This window comes from Pseudoduganella buxea (assembly GCF_009720835.1).
Taxonomy (GTDB): Bacteria; Pseudomonadota; Gammaproteobacteria; order Burkholderiales; family Burkholderiaceae_D; genus Rugamonas; species Rugamonas buxea.
Window position 1 is genome coordinate 1 of record NZ_WNKZ01000073.1, and the last position, 13,876, is coordinate 13,876.

A 13,876-nucleotide genomic window follows, 5' to 3' on the forward strand; every position below is an offset into this window, starting at 1 on the left:
CCGCCACGCCGGCCACGCCACCGGCCGCCACGCCGGCCACGCCGGCCGCCGGCGCCAACGCGCTGGTGCTGCAGGTGAACGAGGATTCGTGGATCGAGATCCGCCGTCCCGGCGCCAAGCCGCTGATTTCGCGCCTCGTCAAGGCCGGCAGCACGGAAACCTTCGAGATCGATCGCCAGTCCACCCTGGTGGTGGGCAAACCCGATGCCGTGCGCGCCACCTTGCGTGGCCAGCCGCTGGACCTGCCGAAGATCCCGAACGGCACAATCGCCCGCGTCACCGTCAAGTGACGCCGCCGATTTCGCCTGAACCTTTATCCAGTCCGCCAACTCCGTAATGAGCATGTCTTCCCTGATTACCCCGGCCGCCTTCGCGCAGGCCATTCCATCCGGTCCCACCCCGCGCCGCGCCAGCCACGGCGTGCTGGTGGCGCATGGCGCCCGCAAGGTGTGGGTCGGCGGCGACAATCCCGTCGTCGTGCAGTCGATGACCAACACCGACACGGCCGATGCCGTCGGCACGGCCATCCAGATCAAGGAGCTGGCCCGCGCCGGCTCCGAGCTGGTGCGCCTGACGGTGGACCGGCCCGAGGCCGCCGCCGCCGTGCCGTATATCCGCGAGCAGCTGGACCGCATGGACATCGACGTGCCGCTGGTGGGCGACTTCCACTACAACGGCCATACCCTGCTGACGGACTATCCGGACTGCGCGGCGGCCCTGTCGAAGTACCGCATCAATCCGGGCAACGTGGGCAAGGGCGCCAAGCGCGACACCCAGTTCGCCCAGATGATCGAAGTGGCGATCCGCCACGACAAGCCGGTACGCATCGGCGTCAACTGGGGCTCGCTGGACCAGGCCCTGCTGGCCCGCATCATGGACGAGAACGCCGGCCGCGCGCAGCCGTGGAGCGCCCAGGCCGTGATGTACGAAGCCCTGATCACGTCGGCCATCGAGAACGCCGTGCGGGCCGAGGAAATCGGCCTTTCCAAGGACAAGATCATCCTGTCCTGTAAAGTGTCGGGCGTGCAGGACCTGATCGCCGTCTACCGCGCGCTGGCGCAGCGCTGCGATTACCCGCTGCACCTGGGCCTGACGGAAGCGGGCATGGGCAGCAAGGGCATCGTCGCCTCGACCGCCGCCTTGTCCGTGCTGCTGCAGGAAGGCATCGGCGACACCATCCGCATTTCGCTGACGCCCGAGCCGGGGGGCGACCGCACCAAGGAAGTCGTGGTGGGCCAGGAGATCCTGCAGACCATGGGGCTGCGCAAGTTCGCGCCAATGGTCATCGCCTGCCCGGGCTGCGGCCGCACGACGTCGACGACGTTCCAGGAACTGGCCGACGATATCCAGACTTTCCTGCGCGAGCAGATGCCGGAATGGAAAAAGACCCACCCGGGCGTGGAGGCGATGAACGTGGCCGTGATGGGCTGCATCGTCAACGGCCCGGGCGAATCGAAGCACGCCAATATCGGCATCAGCCTGCCCGGCACGGGCGAGTCGCCCGCCGCCCCCGTGTTCGTCGACGGCCAGAAGGTCGCCACCCTGCGCGGCGATGCCATCGTGCAGGAGTTCCAGCAGATCGTGCTGGATTACGTGCAGAAGAACTATTCACCAGTTACCGCCTAAGTTAGCGCTTTATACTCATGTCTGATAATAAAAAACCTGAAAAGATCGCGGCAATCAAGGGGATGAACGACATCCTGCCGGCCGACGCCCACCTGTGGGAGATCTTCGAGAACACCGCCCAGTCGATCCTGCAAAGCTACGGCTACCAGAACATCCGCACGCCCATCGTCGAGGAGACGCGCCTGTTCGCGCGCGCCATCGGCGCCGTCACGGACATCGTCGAGAAAGAGATGTACTCGTTCACCGATTCGATGAACGGCGACCAGCTGACCCTGCGCCCGGAAGGCACGGCCGGTGTCGTGCGCGCCGTGCTGGAACATAACCTGGTCTACGAAGGACCGAAGCGCCTGTGGTACAAGGGCCAGATGTTCCGCCATGAGCGGCCGCAGCGCGGGCGCTATCGCCAGTTCCACCAGTTCGGCGCCGAAGCCGTCGGCTTCGCCGGCCCGGACATCGACGCGGAACTGATCATGCTGTGCCGCCGCCTGTGGGATGACCTTGGGCTGGAGAACATCCGCCTGGAACTGAACTCGATCGGCGACGCGGACGAGCGCGCGCGCCACCGCGTCGACCTGATCGCCTACCTGGAGCAGCACGAAGCGATCCTGGACGCGGAAGCCAAGCGCCGCCTGCATACGAATCCGCTGCGCATCCTGGACACGAAGAATCCGGCCATGCAGGAGATGGTCAACGGCGCGCCGAAGCTGCTGGACTACCTGGGCGAGGCGTCGCGTGCCCACTTCGACGGCGTACGCAAGATCCTCGACCGCAACAACGTGCCGTACACGGTCAATACGCGCCTGGTGCGCGGCATCGACTACTACAACCGCACCGTGTTCGAATGGGTCACGGACGAACTGGGCGCGCAGGGCACCGTGTGCGCCGGCGGCCGTTACGATCCGCTCATCGAAATGTTCGGCGGTAAGCCGACCCCCGGTGTCGGCTTCGCCATGGGCATCGAACGCCTGATCGAGCTGATGAAGTCGGCCGGCGAGACGGCCGCGCCGAACCAGTGCGACGTCTACCTGGTGCACCAGGGCGAGGAAGCCCAGATCCAGGCCTTCATCCTGGGCGAGCGCCTGCGCGACGCCGGCCTGGACGTGATCCTGCACTGCGCCACGCCGACCGGCGCGGGCAGCTTCAAGAGCCAGATGAAGAAGGCCGATGGCAGCGGCGCCGCCTTCGCCGTCATCATCGGCGAAGACGAAGTGGCCAACAATACGGCCACCGTCAAGGCCATGCGCGGCGCCGAAGGCGAGCAGCAGCAGGTCGCCGTGCCGTTCGACGGCGTGGTCGACCACCTGGTGAACGAGATCACCTGCGGCGACGACTGCGACCACGACCACCATTACCACCATTAATTCAACCATCCAACCCGCACGACGTTGCGAGAAGTGAGACAAGCATGGCATACGATCTCGAAGAACAAGAACAACTGGCCAGCCTGAAGGCCTGGTGGGCGAAGTACGGCAACGCCGCGACCTGGGTCGTCATCGCCGGCCTGGCCGCTTATTCCGGCTGGACCGGCTGGAACTACTACCAGCGTACCCAGTCGAGCGAAGCATCGGCGCTGTTCGATGAAATGCAGGGCGCCGTCGGCAAGGACAACGCCAAGGTGCAGCGCGCCGCCGCCGACATCGAAAGCCGCTACGGCAGCACCGTGTATGCGCAGATGGGTGCCCTGACGGCCGCCAAGAGCGCCTTCGAAGCCAAGGACATCAAGGCCGCCAAGGCCAACCTGCAGTGGGTGATCGAGCACGGCAACGAGGAATACAAGGCGCTGGCGCGCGTGCGCCTGGCCGGCGTGCTGCTGGACGAGAAAGCCTACGACGAGGCGCTGAAGGTGCTGGGGGGCGACGTGCCGCCGCAGTTCGCCGCCAGCGTCAACGACCGCAAGGGCGATATCCTGGCCGCGCAGAACAAGCTGGCCGAGGCCCGCACGGCCTACCAGGCCGCGCTGTCGGGCATCGACAAGAAAAGCCCGGCGCGACAGCTGATCGAACTCAAGCTCGAAGCCGTCGGCGGCACCGTGCCCGAAGAGAAGCCGGCCGCGGCGGCCTAAGGCGCCGGCACCTGCGTCCGAATCTGCATCCGACACTGCGTCACCGTCCGCCCGCGCCTTCGCTGCGCGCGGGCCGCAAGCCCCACCCCAAGAGGAGCAAGTAAAAACTTATGCGTATCACCGGAAAAGTAATCGGCGTGAGCCTGCTGGCCATGACCGCGGGTTGCGGTACCCTCGGCTCCCTGAATCCGTTCAAGGAAAAAGAAAAGAACCCCCCGGCGAAGCTGGTCGACATCAAGTCGCCGATCCCGGCGCGCATCGTGTGGAAGCATTCGGTCGGCAAGGCCGGCCTGTACGTGTTCTCGCCGGCCCTGGCCGACAACAGCGTGTTCGTGGCCGACAACGGCGGCAACGTCGAACGCCTCGATGCCGCCACCGGCAAGTCGCAGTGGCGCATCAAGGCCGGCACCGACCTGACCGCGGGCGTGGGCTCGAACGGCAAGGTGGTGGCGGTGGGCGGCACCAAGGGCCAGGTCCTGGCCTTCGATGCGGCCAACGGCAACCAGTTGTGGAAGGTGCAGGCATCGTCGGAAGTGCTGTCGGCACCGGCCGTCAGCGACGAGCTGGTGATCGTGCGCAGCATGGACAACAAGATCACGGCCTACGACATCAAGACGGGCGAACGCAAGTGGTTCATCCAGCGCACGACGCCGCCGCTGACCCTGCGTAACGCGCCGGGCCTGGTGGTGGCCGCGCCGAACGTCTACATCGCCCAGCCGGCCGGACGCCTGCTGGCGCTGGCCCTGTCGAACGGCGTGCCGCGCTTCGAAGTGCCCGTGGCCGAGCCACGCGGCACGACGGAACTGGAACGCGTGTCCGACATCGGCGGCAATCCGGTGGTGCTGGGCAGCGATATCTGCGCCGTCACCTACCAGGGCAAGGTCGGCTGCTTCGACCTGCAGACGGGCGTGCCGCGCTGGACCAAGGAGACTTCGTCCGACGTGGGCGTGGCCGTCGACCAGCGCTTCGTCTTCGTCGCCGACGACAAGGGCGCCGTGGCGGCCTACAGCCGCGAAGGCGGCCAGAGCGCGTGGAAGAACGATTCGCTGGCCAACCGCGTGCTGTCGACGCCCCTGTCGTACGGCCGGGTCGTGGCCGTGGGCGACTTCCAGGGCTACGTGCACCTGCTGTCGCGCGAGGATGGCGCGCTGCTGGGCCGGGTGGCCATCGACAGCAGTGCCATCCAATCCGCGCCCGTCGTATCGGGCTCGAACATGATTTTCCAGACCCAGGCGGGCACCGTGGCCGCCATCGCGGTCGAGTAAGTCGTCATTTGTAAAACCGGCCGCAAGGCGCGGCCGGTGTGGAATTCCTAAAACCCTGCAGTAATAATGACCGCCTTGGCGGTTGAGTTGAAATAAAAATGAAGCCGGTTATAGCACTCGTGGGTCGCCCGAACGTCGGGAAATCGACCCTATTCAATCGTCTGACCCGCTCGCGCGATGCGCTGGTGGCGGACTTGCCTGGCCTGACGCGCGATCGTCACTATGGCGAGGGCCGCATTGGCGAACGTCCCTTCCTGGTCATCGATACGGGCGGTTTCGAACCGGTCGCCAAGGAAGGCATCATGTTCCAGATGGCCCTGCAGACGAAGCAGGCCGTGGCCGAGGCGGACGTCGTCGTCTTCCTCGTCGACGGGCGCCAGGGCATGACCCCGCACGACAAGACCATCACGGACTTCCTGCGCAAGAGCGGCCGTCCCGTGCTGCTGGTGGTGAACAAGGCCGAGGGCATGAAGTACACCTCGGCCGTGTCCGATTTCTACGAACTGGGCCTGGGCGATCCGTATGCGATTTCCGGCGCCCACGGCGACGGCGTGCACGACCTGGTGCAGGAAGCGCTGGACAAGGCCTTCTCGTCCCGCCCGGACAATGCCGAGGAACTGCTGCCGGCCGAGCGCGGCATCAAGCTGGCCCTGGTGGGCCGCCCGAACGTGGGCAAGTCCACCCTGATCAACACGCTGCTGGGCGAAGAGCGCGTGATCGCCTTCGACATGCCGGGCACGACGCGCGACTCGATCGAGATTCCGTTCGAGCGCGACGGCAGGCACTACACGCTGATCGACACGGCCGGCATCCGCCGCCGCGGCAAGGTGTTCGAAGCCATCGAGAAGTTCTCGGTGGTGAAGACCCTGCAGTCGATCTCGGAAGCGAACGTCGTCGTGCTGATGCTGGACGCCCAGCAGGACATCTCCGAACAGGATGCCCACATCGCCGGCTTCATCCTGGAAAGCGGTCGCGCCCTGGTGCTGGCCGTGAACAAGTGGGACGGCCTGACGTCGGACCAGCGCGACCAGGTCAAGATGGACATGGACCGCAAGCTGGACTTCCTCGGCTTCGCCAAGACCCACTTCATCTCCGCCCTGAAGGGCACGGGCATCGGCCCGCTGATGAAGTCCGTCGACGCGGCCTACGGTGCGGCCATGGCCAACCTGACGACGCCGAAGCTGACGCGCGCGTTGCAGGAAGCGGTCGAGAAGCAGGAACCGAAGCGCAAGGGCGGCCTGCGGCCGAAGATGCGCTACGCCCACCAGGGCGGCATGAATCCGCCGATCATCGTTATCCACGGCAATTCGCTGGACGCCATCACGGACCCGTACAAGCGCTACCTGGAAAAGCACTTCCGCGATACCTTCCAGCTGGTCGGCACGCCGCTGCGCATCGAATTGCGCACGGGTAAAAATCCTTTCGACAAGCGCAAGGAGTAACGCCGGCCGGTGGGGTCTGTCCCCGTTAAGTGAAGGCCCTAGTGCTCGCCACCAGCGTAACAAGGGGACTGACCCCATTTTTTTAGCCAGCGCCTCAATGATGCCAGCAAAAAATGGGGTCAGTCCCCTGGCAAGGCTATCGGCAAGCGCGGAAGCCGTCCCTTAACGGGGACAGACCCCATAGCCAGTGCGGCCGGGGTCCGTCCCCGTTAAGTGAAGGCTCAAGTGCTCGCCACCAGCGCAACAAGGGGACTGCCCCCATTTTTTTAGCCAGCGCCTCGATGACGCCAGCAAAAAATGGGGTCAGTCCCCTGGCAAAGCTATCGGCAAGCACGGAAGCCACCACTTAACGGGGACAGACCCCGTAGGGGACAGACCCCGCATGCACCGGCCCCGCAGGGCACGAACGCCAAAAAAATCCGCCAGCCCGACCCGTTTTCATCCCGAACGCCCCTGCATAATTCGTAAAAACAGGGTACAGTAGCTTCGAAGCATTTCCCACGTGCGGTGGGGTTTTTTACCTCTGCAATGAGAATGCAAACGCAACCCGGCAGCACTTGAAATCAAGCGTTTCGCCTCCAATTCCAACACAACAACATAAACTGGAGCTGTTATGAGCAATAAAGGGCAATTGTTACAAGACCCATTTCTGAATGCGCTGCGCAAAGAGCACGTTCCTGTCTCGATTTATCTGGTCAACGGTATCAAGCTGCAAGGCCATATCGAATCCTTCGACCAGTACGTCGTCCTGCTGCGCAATACCGTGACGCAGATGGTCTACAAGCACGCCATCTCGACCGTGGTTCCGGCCCGCGCCGTCAACCTCAACATCGAATCCGAGGCAGAGTGAACGCGTTGATCGTCCAGACAACGCCGTTCATTGCCCAGTCGCTTCAAACTCGCCTGACCGTCGTATGCGCGCAGCTTTAGTCGGTGTAGATTTCGGTCAGGGCGATTTCGCTGCCAGCATCGAGGAATTGATGCTGCTCGCCCGTTCCGCGGGCGCGGACCCCATCACGACCATTACCGGCAAGCGCTCCAGCCCCGATGCCGCCTATTTCGTCGGCAGCGGCAAGGCCGACGAGATCGGCCACGCCGCGCAGGACCTGAAGCTGGAAATCGTCATCTTCAACCATGCACTGTCGCCGGCCCAGCAGCGTAACCTGGAAAAGCGCCTGAACGTGCGCGTGCTCGACCGCACCAGCCTGATCCTCGACATCTTCGCCCAGCGGGCCCAGAGCCACGAGGGCAAGCTGCAGGTCGAGCTGGCCCAGCTGCAGCACCTGTCGACCCGCCTGATCCGCGGCTGGACCCACCTGGAACGGCAAAAGGGCGGTATCGGCCTGCGCGGTCCCGGTGAAACCCAGCTGGAGACGGACCGCCGGCTGATCGGCGAACGGGTCAAGGCACTGCGGGCCCGCCTGGCCAAGCTGCGCAAGCAGCACGAGACCCAGCGTCGTGCCCGTGGCCGCAACAAGACCTTCTCCGTGTCGCTGGTCGGCTATACCAATGCCGGCAAGTCGACCCTGTTCAACACCATGACGAAGGCCGGCGTGTACGTCGCCGACCAGCTGTTCGCCACCCTGGACACGACCTCGCGCCGCATGTACATGGGCGAGGACGCGGGTCACGTCGTCATTTCCGATACGGTCGGCTTCGTGCGCGAGCTGCCGCACCAGCTGGTGGCGGCATTCCGCGCCACCCTGGAGGAAACCATCCACGCCGACCTGCTGCTGCACGTCGTCGACGCGGCCAGCCCCGTCAAGATGGAGCAGATCGAGCAGGTCAACATGGTGTTGCGCGAGATCGGCGCCGATCACATTCCACAGATTCTGGTGTGGAACAAGATCGACGCAGCCGGCCAGGAGCCGGCGGTGGAACGTGATGAATATGATAAAATTTCTCGCGTTTTCATCAGCGCGCGCACGGGCCAGGGACTGGAACTGCTGCGCGACGCCATCACCGAGGCAGCCAGGGACCAGCGGGAAGCGGACGCCCATCCCCGCGACGACGTCGCGCCGGACGCTATTTCCACATTCACCCATGTCGGAACACATTAAGAACATGCCTTTTTCCTCTCTAAAGAAAAGAATAGGCTTGAAGCTGTCGCTGAACGATCCCCGCTGGGGCCCGGACAAGGACGGCAACAAGCAGGCCCAGGAAGGCAAAAAGCCCGGTGAAGGTCCGCCGGACCTCGACCAGCTGTGGCGCGATTTCAACCAGCGCCTGAACGGCCTGTTCGGTAACAAGAACCGCAACAACGGCGGTGGCGGCAACGGCGGTGGCGGTGGCGGCGGCGAGCTCAAAGGCGCCGGCATCACCGTCGGCGCCGTCGCGGCCATTGCCGTGCTGGTGTGGCTGGCCAGCGGCGCCTTCATCGTCCAGGAAGGCCAGAAGGGCATCGTCACCACCTTCGGGCGCTACAGCCACGAAACGCCGGCCGGCTTCAACTGGCGCTGGCCGTATCCGTTCCAGGCCAACGAGACCGTCAACGTGTCGCAGGTGCGGACGGTGGAAGTGGGCTACCGCACCAATGTGCGCAACAAGCAGGCAGCCGAATCGCTGATGCTGACGGACGACGAGAACATCATCGACATCCAGTTCGCCGTGCAGTACCGCCTGTCCGATCCGAAGGCCTGGCTGTACAACAACCGTGACGCCGAGGACACCGTCCGCCAGGTCGCGGAGACGTCGATCCGCGAGATCGTCGGCAAGAGCAAGATGGACTTCGTGCTGTACGAAGGCCGCGAGAAGGTGGCCTACGAAACCCAGCAGCTGATGCAGCAGATCCTGGACCGCTACGCGTCCGGCGCCATGGTCACCAACGTGACGATGCAGGCCGTGCAGCCGCCCGAGCAGGTGCAGGCCGCGTTCGACGACGCCGTCAAGGCCGGCCAGGACCGCGAGCGCCAGAAGAACGAAGGCCAGGCCTACGCCAACGACATCATCCCGAAAGCGCGCGGCTATGCCTTCCGCCTGCTGCAGGAAGCCGAGGCCTACCGTTCGATGGTCACCGAGAACGCGTCGGGTAACGCCGACCGCTTCAAGTCCGTGCTGGTGGAATACCAGAAGGCACCGGGCGTGACGCGCGACCGCATGTACCTGGACACGATGCAGCAGATCTTCGCCAACACCAGCAAGGTGATGGTCGACTCGAAGGCCGGCAGCAACCTGCTGTACCTGCCGCTCGACAAGCTGATCGCCCAGGTGGCCGCCGCCGAGGCGACCCGCAGCAACACGACGGCGCCACCGCCGGCCGCCGTGCTGCTGCCGCCGCCCGAGAACACCATGAGCACGACCGATCCGCGCCGCGCGCGGGAATCATCGCGCGACCGGGAGAGCCGCTAAATGAACCGTATCGTTACCTTCCTCGTCACCGGCTTCATCGCCGTGATGCTGTTGTCCTCGACCGTCTTCGTGGTCGACCAGCGCAAGTTCGCCATCGTGTTCGCACTGGGTGAAGTCAAGCAGGTCATCAGCGAACCGGGCCTGCACTTCAAGCTGCCGCCGCCCTTCCAGAACATCCTGTACCTGGACAAGCGCATCCTGACGCTCGACTCGCCCGAAGCGGACCGCTTCATCACGGCCGAGAAGATGAACATCCTGGTCGATTCCTTCGTCAAGTGGCGCATCGTCGATCCGAAGCTGTACTTCGTCAGCTTCAGCGGCGACGAAGGCCGCGCGCGCGACCGCATGTCGCAGATCGTCAAGGCGGCGCTGAACGACGAGATCACCAAGCGCACCGTGCGTGAAGTGATCTCCGGCCAGCGCGGCAAGGTGATGGACTCGATCCGCAACAAGGTCGTCGTCGAGGCCAAGCAGATCGGCGTGCAGATCCTGGACGTGCGCCTCAAGCGCGTCGACTACGTCGAGCAGATCAACAACTCGGTGTACGAACGGATGAAGGCCGAGCGCCTGCGCGTGGCCAACGAGCTGCGTTCGACCGGTTCGGCCGACTCCGAGAAGATCCGCGCCGACGCCGACAAGCAGCGCACCGTGATCCTGGCCGAAGCCTACCGCCAGGCCGAGAAGATCAAGGGCGAGGGCGATGCCGCCGCCAGCGGCATCTATGCCGAGGCATTCGGCCGCAACCCGGAGTTCTACAAGTTCTACCGCAGCCTGGAAGCCTACCGGGGTTCGTTCAAGACCAAGGCGGACGTCATGCTGGTCGACCCGAACTCGGAGTTCTTCAAGTACTTCAAGGGCTCCGGCGCGGCAGGGAAATAAGCCGGCAACGGCAATCCGCAGCAAAGGCCGCCGTCGCAGGCGGCCTTTTTTTTCCTCTTTATCACCACTTTCGCGTAAAATATGCGGTTCGGCCGCCCGTGCCGACGTGCGCCTTTGCGCCCATGACTGTTTTTTAACAAACCGGTTCTCCCATGCCGAATTGGCTTCTGCCTGAACATATCGCCGACGTACTGCCATCGGAAGCGCGCAAGATCGAAGAGCTGCGCCGCCTGATGCTGGATAATTTCCGCCGCTACGGCTACGAGCTCGTGATGCCGCCGCTGCTGGAATACGTCGAATCCCTGCTGGCCGGTGCCGGCCAGGATACCGACCTGCGCACCTTCAAGCTGGTCGACCAGCTGTCCGGCCGCATGCTGGGCCTGCGTGCCGACATGACGACGCAGGTCGCCCGCATCGACGCGCACCTGCTCAACCGCGCCACCGTCACGCGCCTGTGCTATGCCGGCCCCGTGCTCCATACCCGCCCGTCCGGCCTGCACGCCACGCGCGAGCCGCTGCAGATCGGCGCCGAGATCTACGGCCATGCCGGCCTGGAAGCGGACGCCGAAATCCAGGAACTGGCGCTGGCTTCGCTGGAGATGGCGGGCTTCGCCGAAGTGCGCCTGGACCTGGCCCACGTTGGCGTGCTGCGCGCCATCCTCGACCTTGACCCCGCGGCGGAGCGCGATCACATCGCCATCGTCGGCCTGCTGCGCGCGAAGGATGTGCCGGGCCTGCGCGAACTGACCGCCGGCTACGCACCCGCCACGCGCGACGCGCTGCTGGCCCTGCCGAACCTGTATGGGGACGTCGACGTGCTCAGGGCGGCGCGCACGGCGCTGCCGGACGTGCCGGGCATCGCCAAGGCACTGGCCGAACTGGCCGCGCTGGCGGCGTCCGCCATCGGCCGCGCCGACGTGGCGATCGACCTGGCCGACCTGCGCGGCTACCAGTACGAGAGCGGCGCGACCTTCGCGCTGTACGTGCCGGGCCTGCCGAACGCGGTGGCGCGCGGTGGCCGCTACGACCATGTGGGCGAGGCCTTCGGGCGCGCCCGCCCGGCCACCGGCTTCTCGATGGACCTGCGTGAACTGGCGCGCCTGTTGCCGACGGCGGACCGCAAGCATGCCATCCGCGCGCCGTGGGGCAACGCGCCCGAATTGAAAGACAAGATCGCCGAGCTGCGCAAGGCCGGCGAGGTCGTGATCCAGTCCTTGCCGGGTCACAGCAATGAACAGGACGAGTTCGAGTGCGACCGCGCGCTGGTGCTCGACGATAGTGGTAGTAACTGGATTCTTAAAAACTTAGGTTAAGTGTGATGTCAAAGAAAATCACTGCAAAAAACGTGGTCGTCATCGGTACCCAATGGGGCGATGAAGGCAAGGGCAAAATCGTCGACTGGCTGACCGAACACGCCCAAGGCGTGGTGCGCTTCCAGGGCGGCCACAACGCCGGCCATACGCTGGTCATCGGCGGCGTCAAGACTGCGCTGCAGCTGATCCCGTCGGGCATCATGCGTCCCGGCGTGGCCTGCTACATCGGCAACGGCGTCGTCGTGTCGGTACCGGACGTGCTGCGCGAGATCGACAAGCTCGAAGCCGTCGGCGTCGAAGTGGCGTCGCGCCTGAAGGTATCCGAAGCCTGCCCGGTCATCCTGCCTTACCACAGCGCGCTGGACGCGGCCCGTGAAGCGGCCCGCGGCGCCGCCAAGATCGGCACCACCGGCAAGGGCATCGGCCCGGCCTACGAAGACAAGGTGGCGCGCCGCGCCATCCGCGTCGCCGACCTGCTGAACGAAAAGCGTTTCGCCGAGAAGCTGGCCGAGAACCTGGACTACCATAACTTCGTGCTGGAAAACTACCTGAAGGCCCCGAAGGTGGAATACCAGAAGACCCTGGACGACGCGCTGGCCTACGTGCCGCGCCTGCGCCCGATGGTCGCCGACGTTTCCAGCGCCCTGTACGCTGCCCACAAGGCCGGTGCCAACCTGCTGTTCGAAGGCGCGCAAGGCTCCCTGCTGGACGTCGACCACGGCACCTACCCGTTCGTCACCTCGTCGAACTGCGTGGCCGGCAATGCCGCCGCCGGTGCCGGCGTTGGCCCGAACATGCTGCACTACATCCTGGGCATCACCAAGGCCTACACGACGCGCGTCGGCTCCGGCCCGTTCCCGTCCGAGCTGCCGACCGATGCCGGCGTCGGCCATCACCTGGCGCAGGTGGGCCACGAGTTCGGCACCGTGACGGGCCGTGCCCGCCGCTGCGGCTGGTTCGATGCCGCGCTGCTGCGCCGCTCCGTGCAGATCAACGGCGTGTCGGGCATGTGCCTGACCAAGCTGGACGTGCTGGACGGCCTGGAAACGCTGAAGCTGTGCACCGGCTACCTGGTCGACGGCGTCAAGGTCGACATCTTCCCGGTCGGTGCCGAGGAAGCGGCCCGCTGCGAGCCGATCTACGAAGAGATGCCCGGCTGGACCGACACCACCGTCGGCGCCAAGTCGCTGGCCGCACTGCCGGCCAATGCACGCGCTTACATCAAGCGCATCGAGGAGCTGGTCGGCGTACCCGTCGACATGGTCTCCACGGGCCCGGACCGCGAGGAAACCATCGTCCTGCGTCACCCGTTCGAATAATAGAAGAAGCAAGAAGCAAAGGAATCACATGAACGCCCCTCAATCCAACGAAAAGCACCTGTGGGTGACCTGGGATGAATACAACCGCCTCGTCGAGCGCCTGGCGCTGAAGGTCCACGAGTCGGGCTGGAAGTTCGACATGGTGCTGTGCCTGGCGCGCGGTGGCGTGCGTCCCGGCGACGTCTTCTCGCGCATCTTCGACGTGCCCCTGGCAATCCTTTCCACCAGCTCCTACCGCGCCGAAGCCGGCACGGTGCAGGGCGACCTGGATATCGCCAAGTACATGACGATGACGAAGGGTCCCTTGTCCGGCAAGATCCTGCTGGTCGACGACCTGGCCGATTCGGGCGTGACCCTGACGAAGGTCATCAAGCACCTGCAGGAAAATTTCGAGGGCGTGACGGAAGTGCGTTCGGCCGTGATCTGGACCAAGGGCTGCTCCACCTTCAAGCCGGACTACCAGATGGAAGAACTGCCGCACAACCCGTGGATCCACCAGCCGTTCGAGGACTACGACGGCCTGCGTCCGCACCAGCTGGCGGCATGGATCAAGAAGGGCGAGCTGTCGCAGTCGTAAGACCGCGAGCGGCTCCCATGATGGCGGAGGGCTTTCGAGTCCTCC

At 64.9% G+C, this 13,876-nt stretch carries 13 protein-coding genes; all 13 read left to right on the top strand.

Features of this window, described 5'->3' with window-relative positions:
* Nucleotides 1-290: DUF4115 domain-containing protein (locus GM672_RS20605; RefSeq protein WP_155472416.1), on the top strand; the 290-nt coding region annotated here is incomplete at its 5' end.
* 52 nt (nucleotides 291-342) lie between these two features.
* Complete coding sequence (gene ispG, locus GM672_RS20610) at nucleotides 343-1,626, top strand: flavodoxin-dependent (E)-4-hydroxy-3-methylbut-2-enyl-diphosphate synthase (protein WP_155472417.1); 1,284 nt, start codon at nucleotides 343-345, stop codon at nucleotides 1,624-1,626.
* 17 nt (nucleotides 1,627-1,643) lie between these two features.
* A complete protein-coding gene (hisS, locus tag GM672_RS20615) occupies nucleotides 1,644-2,987 on the top strand; it encodes a histidine--tRNA ligase (RefSeq protein ID WP_155472418.1) in 1,344 nt (447 codons plus the stop codon).
* 44 nt (nucleotides 2,988-3,031) lie between these two features.
* Nucleotides 3,032-3,688 (top strand): YfgM family protein, encoded by a 657-nt coding sequence (locus GM672_RS20620; RefSeq protein ID WP_155472419.1) that lies wholly within the window; start codon nucleotides 3,032-3,034, stop codon nucleotides 3,686-3,688.
* Between the two features lie 110 nt (nucleotides 3,689-3,798).
* Nucleotides 3,799-4,953, top strand: a complete 1,155-nt coding sequence (gene bamB, locus GM672_RS20625) for an outer membrane protein assembly factor BamB (RefSeq protein ID WP_155472420.1) — start codon at nucleotides 3,799-3,801, stop codon at nucleotides 4,951-4,953.
* A gap of 98 nt (nucleotides 4,954-5,051) precedes the next feature.
* Nucleotides 5,052-6,395 carry a ribosome biogenesis GTPase Der gene (gene der, locus GM672_RS20630; RefSeq protein ID WP_155472421.1) on the top strand — a complete coding sequence of 448 codons (1,344 nt, stop codon included), beginning with the start codon at nucleotides 5,052-5,054 and terminating at the stop codon, nucleotides 6,393-6,395.
* Between the two features lie 613 nt (nucleotides 6,396-7,008).
* A complete protein-coding gene (gene hfq / locus GM672_RS20635; RefSeq protein ID WP_008450615.1) occupies nucleotides 7,009-7,245 on the top strand; it encodes an RNA chaperone Hfq in 237 nt (78 codons plus the stop codon).
* Between the two features lie 64 nt (nucleotides 7,246-7,309).
* Nucleotides 7,310-8,455 (top strand): GTPase HflX, encoded by a 1,146-nt coding sequence (gene hflX, locus GM672_RS20640; RefSeq protein WP_155472422.1) that lies wholly within the window; start codon nucleotides 7,310-7,312, stop codon nucleotides 8,453-8,455.
* Nucleotides 8,456-8,459: 4 nt separating this feature from the next.
* Nucleotides 8,460-9,743: an FtsH protease activity modulator HflK gene (gene hflK, locus GM672_RS20645; RefSeq protein ID WP_155472423.1), complete on the top strand. Its 1,284-nt coding sequence runs from the start codon at nucleotides 8,460-8,462 to the stop codon at nucleotides 9,741-9,743.
* Nucleotides 9,744-10,622 carry a protease modulator HflC gene (gene hflC / locus GM672_RS20650; RefSeq protein WP_155472424.1) on the top strand — a complete coding sequence of 293 codons (879 nt, stop codon included), beginning with the start codon at nucleotides 9,744-9,746 and terminating at the stop codon, nucleotides 10,620-10,622.
* 152 nt (nucleotides 10,623-10,774) lie between these two features.
* Nucleotides 10,775-11,935: an ATP phosphoribosyltransferase regulatory subunit gene (locus GM672_RS20655; RefSeq protein WP_155472425.1), complete on the top strand. Its 1,161-nt coding sequence runs from the start codon at nucleotides 10,775-10,777 to the stop codon at nucleotides 11,933-11,935.
* 5 nt (nucleotides 11,936-11,940) lie between these two features.
* On the top strand, nucleotides 11,941-13,254 hold the full coding sequence (locus tag GM672_RS20660) for an adenylosuccinate synthase (RefSeq protein WP_155472426.1): 1,314 nt from the start codon (nucleotides 11,941-11,943) through the stop codon (nucleotides 13,252-13,254).
* Between the two features lie 28 nt (nucleotides 13,255-13,282).
* On the top strand, nucleotides 13,283-13,831 hold the full coding sequence (locus GM672_RS20665) for a phosphoribosyltransferase (RefSeq protein WP_155472427.1): 549 nt from the start codon (nucleotides 13,283-13,285) through the stop codon (nucleotides 13,829-13,831).
* Nucleotides 13,832-13,876: the final 45 nt, after the last annotated feature.

What these genes read in the sequence shown, in the direction of transcription:
- der (WP_155472421.1), top strand. Translation starts at nt 5,052, where the DNA reads ATGAAGCCGGTTATAGCACTCGTGGGTCGCCCGAACGTCGGGAAATCG.
- hisS (WP_155472418.1), top strand. Translation starts at nt 1,644, where the DNA reads ATGTCTGATAATAAAAAACCTGAAAAGATCGCGGCAATCAAGGGGATG.
- hfq (WP_008450615.1), top strand. Translation starts at nt 7,009, where the DNA reads ATGAGCAATAAAGGGCAATTGTTACAAGACCCATTTCTGAATGCGCTG.
- hflK (WP_155472423.1), top strand. Translation starts at nt 8,460, where the DNA reads ATGCCTTTTTCCTCTCTAAAGAAAAGAATAGGCTTGAAGCTGTCGCTG.
- hflX (WP_155472422.1), top strand. Translation starts at nt 7,310, where the DNA reads ATGCGCGCAGCTTTAGTCGGTGTAGATTTCGGTCAGGGCGATTTCGCT.
- GM672_RS20665 (WP_155472427.1), top strand. Translation starts at nt 13,283, where the DNA reads ATGAACGCCCCTCAATCCAACGAAAAGCACCTGTGGGTGACCTGGGAT.
- GM672_RS20660 (WP_155472426.1), top strand. Translation starts at nt 11,941, where the DNA reads ATGTCAAAGAAAATCACTGCAAAAAACGTGGTCGTCATCGGTACCCAA.
- GM672_RS20620 (WP_155472419.1), top strand. Translation starts at nt 3,032, where the DNA reads ATGGCATACGATCTCGAAGAACAAGAACAACTGGCCAGCCTGAAGGCC.
- ispG (WP_155472417.1), top strand. Translation starts at nt 343, where the DNA reads ATGTCTTCCCTGATTACCCCGGCCGCCTTCGCGCAGGCCATTCCATCC.
- bamB (WP_155472420.1), top strand. Translation starts at nt 3,799, where the DNA reads ATGCGTATCACCGGAAAAGTAATCGGCGTGAGCCTGCTGGCCATGACC.
- GM672_RS20655 (WP_155472425.1), top strand. Translation starts at nt 10,775, where the DNA reads ATGCCGAATTGGCTTCTGCCTGAACATATCGCCGACGTACTGCCATCG.
- hflC (WP_155472424.1), top strand. Translation starts at nt 9,744, where the DNA reads ATGAACCGTATCGTTACCTTCCTCGTCACCGGCTTCATCGCCGTGATG.